The sequence below is a fragment of the Catalinimonas alkaloidigena genome (assembly GCF_900100765.1).
Taxonomy (GTDB): Bacteria; Bacteroidota; Bacteroidia; order Cytophagales; family Flexibacteraceae; genus Mooreia; species Mooreia alkaloidigena.
In genome coordinates, this window is record NZ_FNFO01000004.1 from 672,954 (window position 1) to 688,991 (window position 16,038).

The following is a 16,038-nucleotide window of genomic DNA, read 5'->3' on the forward strand; positions in this document are numbered from 1 at the left end:
TTATAATTGGACTGTCACCGCAAGAAAAGCGTGTCGTTATGGTGCTGAATCTGGATACCAAAGGTCTCTTTACAGGCTTCTAATAAAAACTCTAGGTCGTCAGCCGGTATCGTTCCGCTGATGTTACGCTGGCGCAGCGTGCTGTCAATGACTACCACGGGTTGGCCGTATTTCTCTTCAATGATCTTTCCCAACTCAGCTAGTGTAACATGGTCGAAATGCAGCATGTGGTCACGCCATCTGATAAAATCTTGAGGGTTAACGGCCTGCTTTGTCAGCGCTTGTTGCTGACTGGAATACTCTACCAAATCACCGGGCTGCATCGCTACTCCCGTACCGTTGGCAAGCGCTAACTCCACATGGCCACTTTCCAGCACCACTTGCGTACGTTTCCGACGTGTATTGACGTTGAACTCTGTGCCGATTACCTGTATTTGAATATCGGGGGTCGTAACGATAAATTTCACAGGGCGACCGGCCTGTTCCTGATGACTTACCTGAAAGAAGGCTTCGCCTTCCAATGTCACGTTACGACTTGTATCATCCCGCCACAAGCGCGCATGAGATAACTGGGAGTGACTGTTTAAAGTAACGATTGAGCCATCAGGAAGAGACACCGTTTGTATCTCGCCATAGGCGGTTTCGTAACGTACAGGAGTCAGCAGAAATACCCACCCACCCAGGGTCATTAACACTAAAGTAATCGCAGCGGCTACGGCGATTGGCCAACGGATTAAGGTTCGTGTCGGGGTGGAAAGTGCATCTAACCGTTTATTCAACTGTGCCAGCTGCTGCTCTGTCTCGGCCGACGTAACTGTAGTAGTTCGCAATGCCATCCTCCGAATCGCCTTCCGTGCTTCTTGCACAGCTTCGCGCTGGTCGGGGTGTTGTGTCATCCACTGTTGCCAGAACGCTTCATCGGCAGGGGCACCATGCTGTACCCAGCGCTGGAAACGCTGGTCCATCATCAAAGCTTCAACCTGTACGTGATGATCCTCCATGAGAGTAGACTTACATTCTTAGAAGGGCAAGCCAAATTTTTTTGTACTGGTTAGAGATAAAAAAATTTTAAAAAGCAGCCATTTGCCATAGTAAACTGCCACAAAGCAAGGGGTATACGGCATTTTTACGTAGTGTTTTGATGGCTAGATGGATCAGGTTCCGTACTGATTGTTCATGGACCGCCATGATACTTGCAATTTCTTCATAACGCATCTCCTGAAAAAAGCGCATATACATAGCCTCGCGCTGACGGGGAGGCAGGTCGTCGATCCAATCGTACAATTGCCGTTGTAATGCCTCTTCACGCTGCATAGCCACCAGTCTATACTCTGCTGAAGGTTGTGTTTCTCCACCCATTTCTTGTTGATGCGAAATTTTTTGTGAACGTCGTTGACGTTGACCGGATCGAATCAATCGTCGGCGTAAGCCGCGAAATAAATAAAACCGAACGTTCTCGATGTTACGACTCAAGCCGTCCCGGTTTTTCCACAGGTCTACAAAAAGTTCTTGAATTTCATCTTTGATGGTTTCTTCCTCTGGATGAATTCGGCGTCCATACTGCATAAGCTCCTTATGGTGAGAAAGAAAGATATGGGATAGTGCGTCTCGATCACCCTGTAAAAACTGGTTCCACAACGCAGTGTCGTCTGACGGGGAGGGTAACATGGTGGTAGTAGGTTAAACGACTAGTTCGGCTTTAGCATCTTAATATAATACTTGAGGTATAATTCCCTACTCCTAAAGTGAAACTCAGTGATATATCCCTTACGACAGTATTGAATGTATCCATTCCTACTTACGGTAGAACAGGCCTGTAGCGGTTCAAGCAAAGTTGATATACATTGATTTATAAAGGAGCGTTTCCGCTGTAACTCTAACTCTTGCCAGCTACCAACGATCGGATCGCGTCTTGCTGTTTGGTCTGAGTAATCCGGTAGTAACTTTTATCATCTACCTATCTTTAAGTTATTTATCATAGAAGCCCTTATGAAAGAAATTTTACCGACCGTAGGGAGTCTGCAGGCTGCGTAGTGTAAACTCCTGACCAGCACCCCGAAGACCGTTGACGACCTCTGAATCGTTTAAAATTCTCTGGAGCCGTGAGCCAATCCGGATTGGCTTTTCGATTCTACTCATGAAACATCCCACATCATGAGCTACACTGACTTCTTCCGACTTCTGTTGCTGATTGCCCTCCTGCCCCTGACCACCCTGGCGCAGTCGCGGGTGGGGGTCAACACTCTCACGCCTCAGCATACCCTCGACGTGAACGGCAGCGTCAACATTGCGCCCGACAGCGCCTACCGCATCGAAGGGATTCCGGTCGTGCGCCTTAAGAAGGTAGAAGGTCTCCAGAACCTATTGCTGGGCCCAGCGACGGGCGTAAGTCTTACCACCGGCAGGTTTAATTTATTTATTGGAGACCATACCGGCTTGCATACCACCGAAGGGCACACCAATCTCTTTGTAGGGTTTAATGCCGGATACAGCAACACCAGCGGAAAGCGGAATCAGTTTACAGGCATGGAGTCAGGCTTCCAAACCACAACGGGCCAGGAGAACCTGTTTGTAGGATATAAAGCAGGAGCCGGCAACCAGACCGGTAATGCGAATCACGCGGTGGGCTACCTGGCGGGCTATCACAACACGGCCGATTCCAACTACTTTTCGGGCTATCAGGCGGGTTATGCCAATACCACCGGCGTACGCAATCATTTCAGTGGTTTTCAAGCCGGCTTTCAGAATACCACGGGGTACCTGAACTACTTTTCCGGCTACAGGGCAGGAGCCCGTAATACGTCAGGGAGTTACAACTTCTTTACCGGATTTGCGGCAGGAGCTGGCAATATAAGCGGTAGTCAGAATCACTTTTCCGGCTACCAGGCCGGAGTCAGCAACACCCAAGGACACCGAAATCTGTTTATCGGGATGGAGGCCGGGAGAGCCAATAAAGAAGGCGCTCAAAACGTGTTTATCGGGTTTCTGGCTGGCGCCCTAAACCAAGCCGATGACAATCACTTTGTGGGCTACCGGGCAGGGTACAGCAACCGTACCGGCGAAAAAAATTATTTTTCGGGGCATGAGGCAGGCAGCTACAACACGGAGGGCGACTGGAACCACTTCTCTGGGTATCAGGCTGGGTACCTGAACACCTCCGGAGAGGTCAATTTCTTTGTCGGCTACCAGGCCGGCTTCGCCAACACGACCGGTAGTTACAATCAATTTATAGGCTCTTCAGCCGGGTACAGCAATACCACCGGTGAGCAGAACTTCTTTGCAGGGGTAGGTGCCGGGTATGCCAACAGCTCCGGCTCTCGAAACTACTTTTCCGGGATGAGGGCAGGCATCAGAAATGTGAAGGGCGTAGCGAATCTATTTATAGGGTACGAAGCGGGGCACGACAATACTGACGGGAACGAAAACCTGTTTCTGGGCTATGAGACGGGACACGAGAACCAGGCCACTGCCAATCACTTCGTAGGAAACAGGGCCGGTAAGCTGAACACCTCCGGCGAAAAAAACCATTTCTCAGGGTATGAAGCGGGGATTAATAATACCACCGGCTCCCGCAACTTTGTGGCAGGGCATCAGGCGGGATACAACACCCGGGGCGACAACAATTTCTTTACGGGTTATCAGGCTGGTTATGCGGCCACCGGCAATTACAATCATTTCGCCGGCTATATGGCAGGCTATAATACTACTTCGGGAGAGGGCAACCATTTCGACGGTTACCGGGCCGGCTCTGCCAACACCACCGGCTCGCTCAACACCAGCATCGGCTACCAATCGGGAGCGACGAATAGCACCGGTCGGCGCAATACGTTCGTCGGTACGTACGCGGATGCTTCCCCGGGCGCTTCCAACCTGGAGAACGCCATCGCCATTGGCTACCAGGCCCGTGTGGCGGTCAGCAACCGCGCTGTGATCGGCAACACCAGCATCACCTCCATCGGGGGCTATGCGCCCTGGAGCAACTTCTCGGATGCCCGCTTCAAGCAACAGGTCGAGGCCGACGTGCCGGGGCTGGACTTCATCCGCCGCCTGCGTCCTGTCAGCTACCGGATCGACCGGGCCGCCCTGGCGCGCTTCACCCACACGGACCTCGCCCCGGAGACCACCGGCCCGGCCCGGCGCGAGACGGGGTTCATCGCCCAGGAGGTAGAAGCCGCCGCGCAGGCCATCGGCTACGACTTCAGCGGGGTGCTCCCGCCCGAAAACGACGCCGACCACTACCGCCTCAGCTACGCCTCGTTCGTGGTGCCGCTCGTGCGGGCCGTGCAGGAGCAACAGACGCAACTGACGCAGCTCCAGACCGAGCTGGCCCAACTCCGCCGGGAGAACGCCGCCCTCCGCCAGGAGGCACGCGCTGCGCAAGCCGACCCCGCCCACCTGCAGCAACTGGAAGCCCGCCTGCAAGCCCTCGAAACCCGGTTGTCTACCGCCACCCGCTAACCTTCCCACGCATGCGTTTCGTTTGTATCCCCTTGCTGTTGGTTACGCTGCCGGCCCTGGCACAACCTGCCTCCCCTGCCCTGACACTCACGGGACCACTCTCCGTCACCGACGGGGCGCACCTCTACGTTGACGGAGACTTCCTCCATGCCGAGGGGGGGGAACTGCATCACGCAGGGACCCTCTCCCTGACCGGTGATCTGCTCCAGGAAAGCGCCACGCCCCTGGTGGTAATCCCCGGACAGGTTCAGCTGGTCGGTGCAGAACGGCAGCGGATTGGCGGCACCGGCACCGGGGCGGTCACCTTTCATACGTTGGCTCTCCACAAGGCCGATACCCTCGTCTTGGACCGCGACGGCGTATCGGTGGCAGGAACCCTACGCTTTCAGCAAGGACACCTGCTGCTGGCCGAAGGGCGCGAACTTCAGTTAGGAAGGACCGGGCAGCTGGCAAATGAACAGGAAACCAGCCGGGCCCTGGGCCCCGGCACCCTGGTGGCTGTGGCGACCCTGAATGCGCCTGCAGGGGTTAATCCGGGTCATCTGGGCCTGGAATTGACCTCTACACAAGCCTTGGGGCAGACGGTGGTGCTGCGCAGCCATACCCCACAAGGCCCCGGTCAGACCGGGCTCCGACGGTATTTTCAAGTGCAGCCCACGCAGGCGTCAGACATGCAGATGGCGGTGCGTTTCTATTATCTGGAGGCCGAACTCAACCACCTCGACGAAGACCTGCTGACCGCTTATACCTCGGCCGACGGCACGGAATGGACCGCCCAGGCGGTTGCCGGACGTAGCAAGGCCGACAATTTTGTGGACGTCGAGGGACTCCAGACCCTCCAGCGGATCACACTCAGCGACGGGGCGACGCCGCTGCCGGTGGCCCTACTTTTCTTCCGAGCTACCCCCACCCCCGAGCGCCGTGTGGACCTCACCTGGGCCACGTCCAGCGAACAGCATAACGCTTACTTCACCGTAGAACGAAGCCGGTCCGGGACCTGGTTTGAGGGAGTGGCTTCGGTCGACGGTGCCGGTACCTCACACCAACGCCAGGCGTATGCTATCCAGGACCGGCACCCGTATGTGGGTACCTCCTATTATCGCCTTCGGCAAACCGATCACGATGGCACTGACCATTTCTCCCCGATCGCAGTGGTCGAGATTCCTTCGGAGGGCCCGTATGCTTACCTGTACCCGACCTTCCTGCGCACGCCAGGCCCCGTATATATCCGTGGACTCGATCCGGGTCACTACCGGTTGGTCTTGTACGATGTACGCGGGGTGGCCGTCACCACGGTAGACCACACCATGCCCGAACAGGGGGCAGCCCCCTGGGAAGTTCAGCTGCCCGCCTTGGTAGCAGGTACGTATACGTATCGCCTCCACAGACAAGACCAAGCCGTTTTGACCGGCAAGCTGGTCGTGCACTAATCCCCAAGCGGCACCGCCTTGGGTTTTAGCATACATAACGCACAACTGGACTTACTACCGTTCAGGGGAGCGGGGTTTCAGGCACCCGTGGGACAAGCCTGAAGCTAATCAGGAAAACGGACGTGTGCTGGACGACACTGCCAACGCATGGCCCCGCACCGACGTGGGGCGGCCCATGCTGACCTTTCGAATTGTCCTACGTAAAAGGTGCCGTGCAGGAAGCCCCGCGTGAACCTAACCTCCATGCGGGCCGGCGTACTAAATGGCAGCGGTCGGCCGCTATACCTAACCACATGGCTGGGTTGAGCGAACCGAAACGTAATCGGATAGGCTTTGATGGACAGCCTCGAAGCGGCTGATGGCTGATACGAGCGTGTCAGCCTAGCATGTCTTTAAGAGCCATCTGTCCAGCTTCTAGTAGAATAGTAAGACCGTCTTTTGGAAACGTTTATACTTTAAAGGCCCTTATACAACAGCATGACTTTTTCGACTACCCTCACGCCCATATTAGAAGTGTGAACCTCATGCGAATCTGAAGTTTCAATCGGTCAAAATCGGAAATGTCATCGCATAGAAGTGCAGTGCCCTTCCTGGCTGGCCGAATAAACACGCATACCAGGTTAGGTCAAGGAGGTGATTGAATCTAGACTTGCGTATTGCCTATTTTAAGACAACATGTAAAAGAAATGACAGCCAAACGCTTCAAAAGCACTTGCCAAGGACTTCTAAAGTGCTGGCCCAGCTGTTCGCAAGGCCTTTGAAGCTTGTAAAACCATATTAGTAATACAGGGATGGTTCTCCTGAAACTTTTTTATGTTGCGCACGCTGAGCCCGCCATAGAGGTCTGTATCGCCAAACGGCCCGCCTGGTACACCCCCATGTCCAAAGTTTCAGGAGCTCATGGTAAGGCTTCTTGCCCCTTCTGTTCCGGTTCGGTCCACCAATCCCCTTAACAGCGGGGCGGTGCTAAAGCCCAGTGATCATGGTCAAGCTAGACGCTCGGCGGCAGGTTACCCCGCCATGATTATCATGGACAAAATAGTAAGCTAAATTTACGATCTACCGAATGCCTTGTCTATGGATAGAACCCCTATGCAGATCATCTGACCAATGAGGCAGAATGCTTTCGACATACAACGCCTCTGCCACCCGAACGCGATCGCTTCTCCTGATACTAGGAGGTGGCATCCTCTACCTGCTGGGGTTTATCAAGCTGGTGGCGTTCTTTGTCCCTCCGGTTGGGCTGGGGTTTCTCCTCTTACTGCTCATTTTTCCCTGGGCCCGTTTTCTTCATACCAGCCTGCATGAGCTGGGGCATCTACTGGTCGGAAAGGCCGTCGGCTTTCGTTTCATTGACCTCATGGTCGGCCCTATTATGTGGAGGCGCACTACGAAGGGGCTACGCGTGCAGTGCTACTACAATCCTCTGGGTGACCAGGCGGGCTTCGTCTCCAAGCTGCCCGGTCGCGCACCCGCTAGCCGAAAGAGCATGATTCTCTACATCCTAGGCGGTCCCTTAGGGGTTTTCTAACGGCCCTCGGGCTCTGGGGGCACTCCGAACTCAGGCAGGCGCATCAACTCCTCCTCGCCTTACTTCTGGGCCTGAGCGCGCTCACCCGCGTCCTCCTTGAGCTACTCAATGGTGTCCTATCGGAACGCCGGAATCTTTGCTACTGATAGTGCCCTGCTTCATCAGTTGATCCGCCATCACCCGATGACCGAGTACCTACTCCTGCACATGAACTTCGTGGGCCGTTATTACCAAGGGCTACGTCCTGCCCAATGGGATGCCGTTACCCTCGCCCGTCTTTGCCAGCCACAGGATCCTCCCTCGCCTTTCTTTGCGGTGAGTGAAGCGGCCTTGCGTTACGCACATCTACTTGACCAAGGAACTATATCCCAGGCCGATGTGTATCGACAAAAATTTTTAGTCCAACTCGAGTCCATACCCTTTTTCTACCAGCATGGTTTGTGGATAGAAGCCGCCTATTTTGAAGCCCGCTATGTCCGCAACCCGCGCCAAGCACGGGTCTACCTGCAAAAAGCACGATTCCGCCTGATGGATCAGCAAGACACGTTTGCGCCCGAAGCGGCCATCGCGTGGGCAGAAGGGAATTATGAGCAAGCCGCCGCGAAAGCTCGACAAGCGATCGCCGCCACTTACCAGCATCTTTGCCTAGGTGAGGAGATAGCGGCCCAGCAAGCATTAAAGTTCCTTTTATAGGAATGCGAGCAAAGGCTAGCGGAGAGCCACGCTCTTCAGCGGTAAGTATACTTCTTAAAGAACTCAAGGGCAGGCAAAATTTATGTTGCCGAGGGGAAGGCAGCTAATTCGCTCTCCGAGAGGAATGATCCATTGGTCGAAAAGCCAGAAAAAAAGCGCAGCAAGTTGAGCGCACATCCATTAGATCTACCAATGCTCTTGGAAACTGTCCCGAACTTTGTCCCGAACCAAGAAAAAACCCGCCTCATTTGCATGAAAGCGGGTTTTTGGTGATCCCGGGAGGACTCGAACCTCCAACCTTCAGAACCGGAATCTGACATTCTATCCAATTGAACTACGGGACCGTTTCGAATTGGGAGTGCAAATATAGGTGGCGGGCTGACGCATTTGCAAACGGCGGCTCCTTTTTTTACAAGGAAGGGCAGGCATTGGTACAAAGGGCGCAGTGGTAGGCCAAAGAATATTCTGTAAAATCGGAGGGATGATTTCGTTGTTGGTTGTTGAAGAAAGGTTTACTTTTGCGCCCGTTTGCTTACGCACCAATCTGCAATGAACGAGACTAAAACCTTTCCCCTCGCCGACCGGATTGCTAATCTGGAAGAGTCACAGACCATCGGCATGGCCCAGAAAGCCCGCGAATTGGCTTCTCAGGGTATCCACGTCATCAGCCTTAGCCTGGGCGAACCTGATTTTCAGACCCCAGACCACATTAAGGAAGCCGCCAAAAAGGCGCTTGACGACGGTTATACACGCTATTCGCCGGTTCCGGGGTATCCCGAGCTGCGCAAAGCGATTGTCAACAAGCTGAAACGGGATAATGGCCTCGACTATAAACCGGAAAATATCGTGGTGTCGACTGGTGCGAAGCAGTCGCTCTTCAACGTTGTTATGTCGCTGGTGAATCCGGGCGATGAAGTGGTCATCTTTACGCCTTACTGGGTGAGCTACCTGGCCATGGTGCAACTGGCCGAAGGAAAAGCCGTGGAAGTGAGCGGTTCGCTGGAAAATCAGTTTAAGGTGACGCCGGAGCAACTGGAAGAGGCCATTACGTCCAAAACCCGCCTGATCATGTTCTCGTCGCCCTGCAACCCGACAGGATCGGTGTTTACGCGCGACGAACTGAAGGCGCTGGCCGACGTTGTGGCCCGTCATGAAGATGTGTTTGTGATCTCCGACGAGATTTACGAGTACATCAACTTCTCGGGGAACCACGCCAGCATTGCCGAATTCGAAGAAATTAAAGACCGCGTGATCGTGGTGAACGGCTTTGCCAAAGGGTTTGCCATGACCGGCTGGCGCCTGGGCTACATCGCGGCCCCCACGTGGTTGGCCAAAGCCTGCGACAAATACCAGGGTCAGGTGACTTCGGGTGCAAACTCGATGGCACAGCGGGCGGGTATCGTGGCGCTGGAAGGCGACATGCAAGCCACCAAACAGATGGCCGAAGCCTACAAACGGCGGCGTGATCTGGTGCTGGAACTGTTGAAAGACGTGCCGGGCGTGAAGACCTACCTGCCGGAAGGTGCCTTCTACCTGTTCCCCGACATCAGCGCATTTTTCGGGAAGCGCAACGGCGACCAGGTGATTCGGAATGCCGACGATATGTCGATGTACCTGCTGAACGAGGCGCACGTGTCGACCGTGCCAGGCGAAGCGTTCGGGAATCCGAACTGCATCCGGATGTCGTTTGCGGCTTCGGACGAAGATTTGCGGGAAGCCATGCGGCGGATTCGCGAAGCGCTCGGCAAACTGAGCTAGTACGCGTCTCTCCTTTTCGGAAATAATTGTGTAGAATAGCGACGGACCCATCCGTCGCTATTATTTTTACAGCCCCTTCGTAATCAGCCTCCTCCGGGGTGACCTCGACCGGGATCTGCAACGCTAACTGTATCTTCTGTATGCCCTACACTTCTCTCCGTGATGTCTTCGATGCCTTCCGTAACCTGAAGGTGTTGATCATCGGGGATGTGATGGTGGATTCGTACCTCTGGGGAAAGGTGGACCGGATTTCGCCTGAAGCGCCCGTTCCCATCATCAGCGTCAAGCAACGAGAGAAACGCCTCGGCGGTGCCGGCAACGTCGCGCTGAATGTACAGGCCCTTGGGGCAACCCCGATGCTGGCCTCGGTCATAGGCGAAGATGCCGACGGCGACGAACTGGTTCAGTTGCTGTCGCAACAGCAGCTCACCACCGAAGCCATTGCGCGCAGTGCTTCGCGGATTACGACCATCAAACACCGCATCATCTCAGGTTCGCACCACATGCTCCGGATCGATTCGGAAGACGATTCGCCCCTGCCTCCGGAAGACCGGCAGCGGTTGCTGGACATTATCCTCGCACAACTTCCTCATTGCCACGTGGTGATTTTCGAAGACTACGACAAGGGCGTGCTGGGCGAAGAACTGATTCAGGAGGTTATTGCGGCAGCACGGCGGCTAGCCATCCCGACGGTGGTCGATCCGAAAAAACGCAACTTCCGGGCGTACCGGCAGGCGACGCTGTTCAAGCCTAACCTGAAAGAACTGCGCGAGGGCATGCACCTGGACCTGCATCCGCAGCGCCCCGAGAGCCTGGCGGCGGCCGTGGCACAGCTACAAGAGCAAATGGACCTGGAGGGCGTTTTGCTCACCCTTTCAGAGCATGGCATGTACCTGCAAACGCATCAGGAACACCACCGGGTCCCGGCGCACCTGCGGACCATTGCCGACGTGTCGGGGGCGGGCGATACGGTCGTGAGTGTGGCGGCGGTCTGCCTGGCGCTGGCCTTGCCGGGACGCCTGCTGCTCGAACTTGCCAACCTGGCCGGAGGGCTGGTCTGCGAGGCGGTAGGCGTGGTGCCCATTGCGCAGCAGCAGTTCCTTGCGGAGGCAGAACGCAACCAGTTATTCCGCCACTATTCCTCTTCTCAACACAGTACGGCAACGCATGGGCATTGAGCAGCTGAACCGACGCCTCTACAGCAGTCGCGATTTTGTAGCCGATTTTCTACGCTACCTGACCATTCTGAACGTTACCGGAGCGCTGCTGTTGCTGACGTACCGGTACGGCTTTGCCCTCAGCGGAGTCGAAAGCATCGCCCTGCTGCGCGGCTTCGACATCATCTTCACCATGTTCGTGGTGATCTACCTCGTGCGGGTATTTTACGCTTTCGAGCGGGCTGCGTTTATCCGCGAAACGTGGTTTGAGTGCATTCTGGTGTCTATTCTGTCCGTCGGGGGACTTATTAAATTCGTCACGGGCGACCGCGTGCTGGAGATTTTGCTCTGGACTTTCAACATCTCGCAGTCGGACCGGACGTACCAGCTGGTCATTTCTCTGTTCATTCTGCTGCTGAGCAGCTTCGAACTGACCAAGGCCTCGCTCCAGATTTCGAACATTCAGATCAAACCCGCCACGCTGTTCATCGCCAGCTTTCTGCTGCTGATTTCGCTGGGCACAGGTCTGCTGATGTTGCCCAACATGACGACCGCCCCCGGCAGCATGCCGTTTCTCGACGCCTTTTTTACGGCCACCAGTGCCGCCTGCGTAACGGGGCTGATCGTCGTCGATACGGCCACTTACTTTACGCTGAAAGGCCAGTGGATCATCATGGGACTGATTCAACTCGGGGGAATCGGGATTGTGACGTTCGCGACGTTTTTTGCGGGACTGCTCACGCAACAGGTGGGGCTGAAACATCAGTCCATCATCCGTGAGCACCTCAGCAGCGAAACCTTGTTCGAAGCCAAAGGGCTGTTGCGGCGCGTCGTGACCATCACGCTCCTGATCGAATTTCTGGGCTTCGTGCTGATCTTTCTGACCTGGGGTGAAGAGGTAGAATTTGCTTCCGGTCGGCAAAAGATCTTTTTCTCGCTTTTTCACTCCATCTCGGCCTTCTGTAACGCCGGGTTCAGCCTCTTCTCCAACGGCCTCTACGAACTTCCCGTGCGCAATGCGTACGTCCTGCACGTGATCATCGCGGGCATCATCATTCTGGGCGGACTGGGCTTCAACGTCATCAACGACCTGTTCTCGATCCGCGCCCTGCGCGAACGCCTGGAAAAGCCCTGGAAAGACTGGACGCTGGGCACCAAGCTGGCGCTGTACGTATCGCTCGCGCTGATTCTGGTGGGCACGGTGCTGTTTATGGCCCTGGAGCGCAACCACCTGCTGGCCGACCACGCCCTGGTGCCGGCGCTGATTACGTCGTTCTTCCAGTCGGTGACGACTCGCACGGCGGGGTTCAACACGGTCGATATGGCCGCGCTGTCCGAAGCAACGGTGATTATGTTTCTGGCGCTGATGTTCATCGGAGCCAGTCCCGGCTCGACGGGCGGCGGCATCAAGACCAACACGTTTTTTCTGATTACCGCCTCGGCCCTGTCGACCATCCGCACACGCACGGCCGTGGAGGTGGCGGGGCGCACCATTCCGAGCGAACTGCTGGCCAAAGCCTTTTCGGTCTTCGCGTTCGGCATCGCCTACAACCTGCTGGGCATCTTTCTGCTGACCATCACCGAACGGGGCAAACCCCTCATCGCCATCATGTTCGAACAGGTTTCGGCCTTCGCGACGGTTGGGCTCAGCATGGGCATCACCAGTTCGCTTTCGCCGCTGGGCAAGCTCATCATCATCTCCTCGATGTTCATCGGACGGGTCGGCACCATTACGCTGGCGCTGGCCGTCAGCAGCCGGGTGGCCAATTCGCAGTACCGCTACCCGACCGGCTACGTTATGGTGGGCTAGATTGACCGGGATGCTCCTGGCATCCAAAATACTCCGGGGTTTTCGAGGCGGCTATCCATGAACAGGGCCAGAGCATGCTGCGCCATTCCGGCCTCTTACCCTCTTCTGGATTTTTTCCCCGAGGTTTGGCAAACCACTGGGGCGGGGGTACGTTTGTAAGATAAACTATTAGCCTATCTTATGTGTAAGTACCGTTTTCTGACTTTTGCTCCCCTCCTCGCGCTGCTGATTTTTGGTGCCTGTGCCAACGAAGACCGCAGCCGCAACACCGAACAAGATGAAATGGTCGTTTCGTCGGCGATCGAGGACGAAAGCACCGCCGCCGGCCCTGTCACCATTACCGTACGCGCCATCGGCAACAACATGGCCGAAATGGATTACGACCAGGAAGAGATTACCGTGCCGGCGGGTGCGGAAGTAACCGTTACGCTCGTCAACGAAGCCACCGATGCGTCGATGGTGCACAACATTGTGTTTGTAGAGAAAGGAAAGATGGAAGGCATTGCCCGGGCGGGCATTCAGGCCGGCCAGGAAAACGATTGGGTGCCTGACAATCCGGTGGTAATCGCCCACACCAAGCTGGCCAAACCCGGCGAATCGGTCACCGTTACGTTTACCGCGCCTGCCGCCGGCGAGTACGAATTTGTCTGTACCTACCCAGGGCACTGGCAGAAGATGAACGGCAAATTCATCGTAAAAGGCAACGCATAAGCGCGGCTTTTGCTGATTTATGGCCTGGCCGCAAGGCCAGGTTCTCTTACCTAATTTCCTACTTTATGAAAATCGCCATCCTTTCGCGGAACGCCAGCTTGTACTCTACTCGCCGTTTGGTCGAAGCTGCGCGCAAACGCGGTCACCACGCCGAAATCATCGATCACCTGAAGTGTGACCTGATTGCCGAGCAGAAAAATCCTACCATCTACTACCGGGGGCGTTACCTGAACGACTTCGACGCCGTTATTCCGCGCATCGGGGCCTCGGTTACGTTCTACGGCTCGGCGGTGGTGCGTCAGTTCGAAATGATGAAGGTTTTCACGGCGGTAGAATCGCAGGCGTTGATCCGCTCGCGCGACAAACTTCGCAGCTTGCAGATCCTTTCGCGTGCGGGGCTGGGCCTGCCCAAGACGGTTTTCACCAACTATTCGAAAGACGTCGATCACATCATCGAGCAGGTGGGCGGTGCACCGCTGATCATCAAACTGCTGGAAGGCACCCAAGGGCTGGGCGTAGTACTGGCCGATAACCAGAAAGCCGCCAAATCGGTCATTGAAGCATTCAACGGCCTGAAGGCGCGGATCATCGTACAAGAATTCATCAAAGAAGCAAAAGGGGCCGACATCCGTGCGTTTGTGGTCGACGGCGAAGTGGTAGGCGCGATGAAGCGCCAGGCGAAAGAAGGCGAATTCCGCTCTAACCTACACCGCGGGGGCTCGGCGGAAGTCATCAAACTCTCGCGTGCCGAAAAGAGCGCGGCCATTAAAGCAGCGTCGGCCATGGGGCTGGGCGTCGCCGGGGTGGACATGTTGCAGTCGGCGCGAGGCCCGCTTATCCTCGAAGTCAATTCGTCGCCCGGTCTGGAAGGCATCGAAAAGGCGACCGGCGTGGACGTTGCCGGTAAAATAGTGGAGTACCTAGAGCGCAACCGTGCGAAACACAAAAAGAAGAGCCAGAAGGACAAAGTGAACGCCTAAACTGGCTTTTTGCGACCGAATGACCTCATGTAAGGTCCAGCATCAGATTGTGGTCACTCTAGTCTATCTGCCTGATTGCAAGGCAGTTCCACAACAAATTCACCTCCGACAGAATCGTCTTTTTTTTCTACGAACCAGGAGAAACAGACGATTTATCCATTTCTGCCGTAGGTACCCGTTATTTTTTTGATTTTCAATTACTTCCCGCCTTTCCTGGGCAGTAGGGACATCCATCGCTTCGTTCGTATATTTAACATTATATAAACCAAGAAGCGGTGTTATGAAGACTTACAAGAAGATTTTCGCTTTTCTGGGAATACGTCTTACCATGCTGGCGCTGTGTGGGTGCACCCCCGAACTGACGCACATCTACCCGGGTGCCCCGAATCTTTACCTACTTCAGACGCAACAAAGCAGCCTGCTTACGCACGAACAACTGGCCGAAAAATGGCCGGATCTGGTCAGCTCGCTCAACTACGACATCGACCTGTACCGCATCACCTACCGCACCACCAACACCCAAGGCGATTCAGTTACGTCGTCGGCAGCCATTCTGGTCCCTCGCGCGAGTCGCGACCATCCGGTACTGATTTTTCAGGCCCCGCTGAACGGCAACGACCTGGAATCCCCCTCGCATTTCAAGCCGGGCACTTCGGCACGCATTGCGGAAGTGATGGCGTCTAACGGGTTTATCACAGTCATTCCAGACGTTTCGGTCACGTCGCTGGCCTACCACCACGCCACCACATCGGCGACCCACATGCTCCACCTGCTGCGCGCCACTCAGGAGTTTTGCTACAAAATGCAGATGCCACACAGCGATCGGCTGTTTTTGGCAGGATACGACGCCGGCGCGTACGCGACGCTGGCTACCCTGAAACTTCTGGAACAACAAGACGAAGAAGAATTTGAGTGGCAGCTTATCGCGTCGTCCGTGGGGGGTGGCGCCTACGATCTGCTCGGCACAATGCAGAGCCACCTCCAGGATACCACCCGCCCACTGATAAGCCCCGCGCGACTGGCCCTGCAATGGGTTAGCTACAACGCCCTCTATACGTGGGAGCGCGCTCCCGAAACGGTATTTCAAGAACCGTACGCCCAACGGATTACGGCGGGGCTGTTCGACGGTACGCAGGCCCTGGACGCCATCGAGGCCCAACTCACACCCCACGTGAATGCGTTACTCACGCCTCAGTTTCTGGCCGACTTTCAGGGCAACGGCGAGCCTGTGTTCAAGCAGGCGTTGCGCGATCAGAGTCAGCACCGGTGGCTACCGCAAACGCGGTTGCGCCTTTACCACGGCACCGCCGATCAGGTGGCTCCGTCGTCCAATGCCGAAGCCCTGTATAACCACGCGCAAACGCAGGGCGCCACGTCCGTGTCGTTTGTGCCGTTTGCAGACAGCACCCACGCGTCGGCCTACGCACCTTTTGTCTCGAACACCCTGAGTTGGTTCGGGCAAGATTAATACGCTTTTTTTGTACAGAACCATATCGTGTAGATCCAGCCC

Annotated in this window: 12 protein-coding genes and 1 tRNA gene; 10 read left to right on the forward strand and 3 right to left on the reverse strand. The window is 55.6% G+C overall.

The features are described from left to right. Positions 1–14: 14 nt before the first annotated feature. Together BLR44_RS13520 and BLR44_RS13525 are read right to left on the reverse strand one after the other, a co-directional pair. Positions 15–1,001, reverse strand: coding sequence for a FecR family protein (locus BLR44_RS13520; RefSeq protein WP_089682677.1), 987 nt, complete (start codon positions 999–1,001; stop codon positions 15–17). Positions 1,002–1,068: 67 nt separating this feature from the next. After that, on the reverse strand, positions 1,069–1,668 hold the full coding sequence (locus tag BLR44_RS13525; RefSeq protein ID WP_089682679.1) for an RNA polymerase sigma factor: 600 nt from the start codon (positions 1,666–1,668) through the stop codon (positions 1,069–1,071). A gap of 486 nt (positions 1,669–2,154) precedes the next feature. Here BLR44_RS13525 and BLR44_RS13530 point away from each other — a divergent pair, with 486 nt between their 5' ends. From BLR44_RS13530 to BLR44_RS13545, 4 genes are all read left to right on the forward strand, one after another. After that, entirely contained in the window at positions 2,155–4,458 is a 2,304-nt protein-coding gene (locus BLR44_RS13530) for a tail fiber domain-containing protein (RefSeq protein ID WP_089682681.1), read from the forward strand. Between the two features lie 11 nt (positions 4,459–4,469). Continuing rightward, positions 4,470–5,888 carry a hypothetical protein gene (locus tag BLR44_RS13535; RefSeq protein ID WP_143017276.1) on the forward strand — a complete coding sequence of 473 codons (1,419 nt, stop codon included), beginning with the start codon at positions 4,470–4,472 and terminating at the stop codon, positions 5,886–5,888. Between the two features lie 1,120 nt (positions 5,889–7,008). Further along, positions 7,009–7,419: a hypothetical protein gene (locus BLR44_RS13540; RefSeq protein WP_089682685.1), complete on the forward strand. Its 411-nt coding sequence runs from the start codon at positions 7,009–7,011 to the stop codon at positions 7,417–7,419. A gap of 96 nt (positions 7,420–7,515) precedes the next feature. Continuing rightward, on the forward strand, positions 7,516–8,112 hold the full coding sequence (locus BLR44_RS13545) for a hypothetical protein (RefSeq protein ID WP_218127070.1): 597 nt from the start codon (positions 7,516–7,518) through the stop codon (positions 8,110–8,112). A 267-nt stretch (positions 8,113–8,379) separates the two neighbouring features. Here BLR44_RS13545 and BLR44_RS13550 read toward each other — a convergent pair. Continuing rightward, positions 8,380–8,456 (reverse strand) — tRNA-Arg (locus BLR44_RS13550). A gap of 205 nt (positions 8,457–8,661) precedes the next feature. Between BLR44_RS13550 and BLR44_RS13555 the strand changes: the two genes are divergently transcribed. From BLR44_RS13555 to BLR44_RS13580, 6 genes are all read left to right on the forward strand, one after another. Further along, a complete protein-coding gene (locus BLR44_RS13555) occupies positions 8,662–9,870 on the forward strand; it encodes a pyridoxal phosphate-dependent aminotransferase (protein ID WP_089682689.1) in 1,209 nt (402 codons plus the stop codon). A 140-nt stretch (positions 9,871–10,010) separates the two neighbouring features. Beyond that, positions 10,011–11,048, forward strand: a complete 1,038-nt coding sequence (locus BLR44_RS13560; protein WP_089682692.1) for a bifunctional heptose 7-phosphate kinase/heptose 1-phosphate adenyltransferase — start codon at positions 10,011–10,013, stop codon at positions 11,046–11,048. Next, positions 11,038–12,837, forward strand: a complete 1,800-nt coding sequence (locus BLR44_RS13565; RefSeq protein ID WP_089682694.1) for a TrkH family potassium uptake protein — start codon at positions 11,038–11,040, stop codon at positions 12,835–12,837. The genes BLR44_RS13560 and BLR44_RS13565 overlap by 11 nt, the downstream gene beginning before the upstream one ends. Before the next feature lie 180 nt (positions 12,838–13,017). Further along, on the forward strand, positions 13,018–13,548 hold the full coding sequence (locus BLR44_RS13570; protein WP_089682696.1) for a plastocyanin/azurin family copper-binding protein: 531 nt from the start codon (positions 13,018–13,020) through the stop codon (positions 13,546–13,548). Between the two features lie 65 nt (positions 13,549–13,613). Beyond that, on the forward strand, positions 13,614–14,528 hold the full coding sequence (gene rimK / locus BLR44_RS13575; RefSeq protein WP_089682699.1) for a 30S ribosomal protein S6--L-glutamate ligase: 915 nt from the start codon (positions 13,614–13,616) through the stop codon (positions 14,526–14,528). Between the two features lie 280 nt (positions 14,529–14,808). Beyond that, on the forward strand, positions 14,809–15,996 hold the full coding sequence (locus BLR44_RS13580) for a lipase family protein (protein WP_089682701.1): 1,188 nt from the start codon (positions 14,809–14,811) through the stop codon (positions 15,994–15,996). Positions 15,997–16,038: the final 42 nt, after the last annotated feature.

What these genes read in the sequence shown, in the direction of transcription:
- BLR44_RS13530 (WP_089682681.1), top strand. Translation starts at nt 2,155, where the DNA reads ATGAGCTACACTGACTTCTTCCGACTTCTGTTGCTGATTGCCCTCCTG.
- BLR44_RS13535 (WP_143017276.1), top strand. Translation starts at nt 4,470, where the DNA reads ATGCGTTTCGTTTGTATCCCCTTGCTGTTGGTTACGCTGCCGGCCCTG.
- BLR44_RS13525 (WP_089682679.1), bottom strand. Translation starts at nt 1,668, where the DNA reads ATGTTACCCTCCCCGTCAGACGACACTGCGTTGTGGAACCAGTTTTTA.
- BLR44_RS13555 (WP_089682689.1), top strand. Translation starts at nt 8,662, where the DNA reads ATGAACGAGACTAAAACCTTTCCCCTCGCCGACCGGATTGCTAATCTG.
- BLR44_RS13520 (WP_089682677.1), bottom strand. Translation starts at nt 1,001, where the DNA reads ATGGAGGATCATCACGTACAGGTTGAAGCTTTGATGATGGACCAGCGT.
- BLR44_RS13570 (WP_089682696.1), top strand. Translation starts at nt 13,018, where the DNA reads ATGTGTAAGTACCGTTTTCTGACTTTTGCTCCCCTCCTCGCGCTGCTG.
- BLR44_RS13565 (WP_089682694.1), top strand. Translation starts at nt 11,038, where the DNA reads ATGGGCATTGAGCAGCTGAACCGACGCCTCTACAGCAGTCGCGATTTT.
- rimK (WP_089682699.1), top strand. Translation starts at nt 13,614, where the DNA reads ATGAAAATCGCCATCCTTTCGCGGAACGCCAGCTTGTACTCTACTCGC.
- BLR44_RS13540 (WP_089682685.1), top strand. Translation starts at nt 7,009, where the DNA reads ATGCTTTCGACATACAACGCCTCTGCCACCCGAACGCGATCGCTTCTC.
- BLR44_RS13580 (WP_089682701.1), top strand. Translation starts at nt 14,809, where the DNA reads ATGAAGACTTACAAGAAGATTTTCGCTTTTCTGGGAATACGTCTTACC.
- BLR44_RS13560 (WP_089682692.1), top strand. Translation starts at nt 10,011, where the DNA reads ATGCCCTACACTTCTCTCCGTGATGTCTTCGATGCCTTCCGTAACCTG.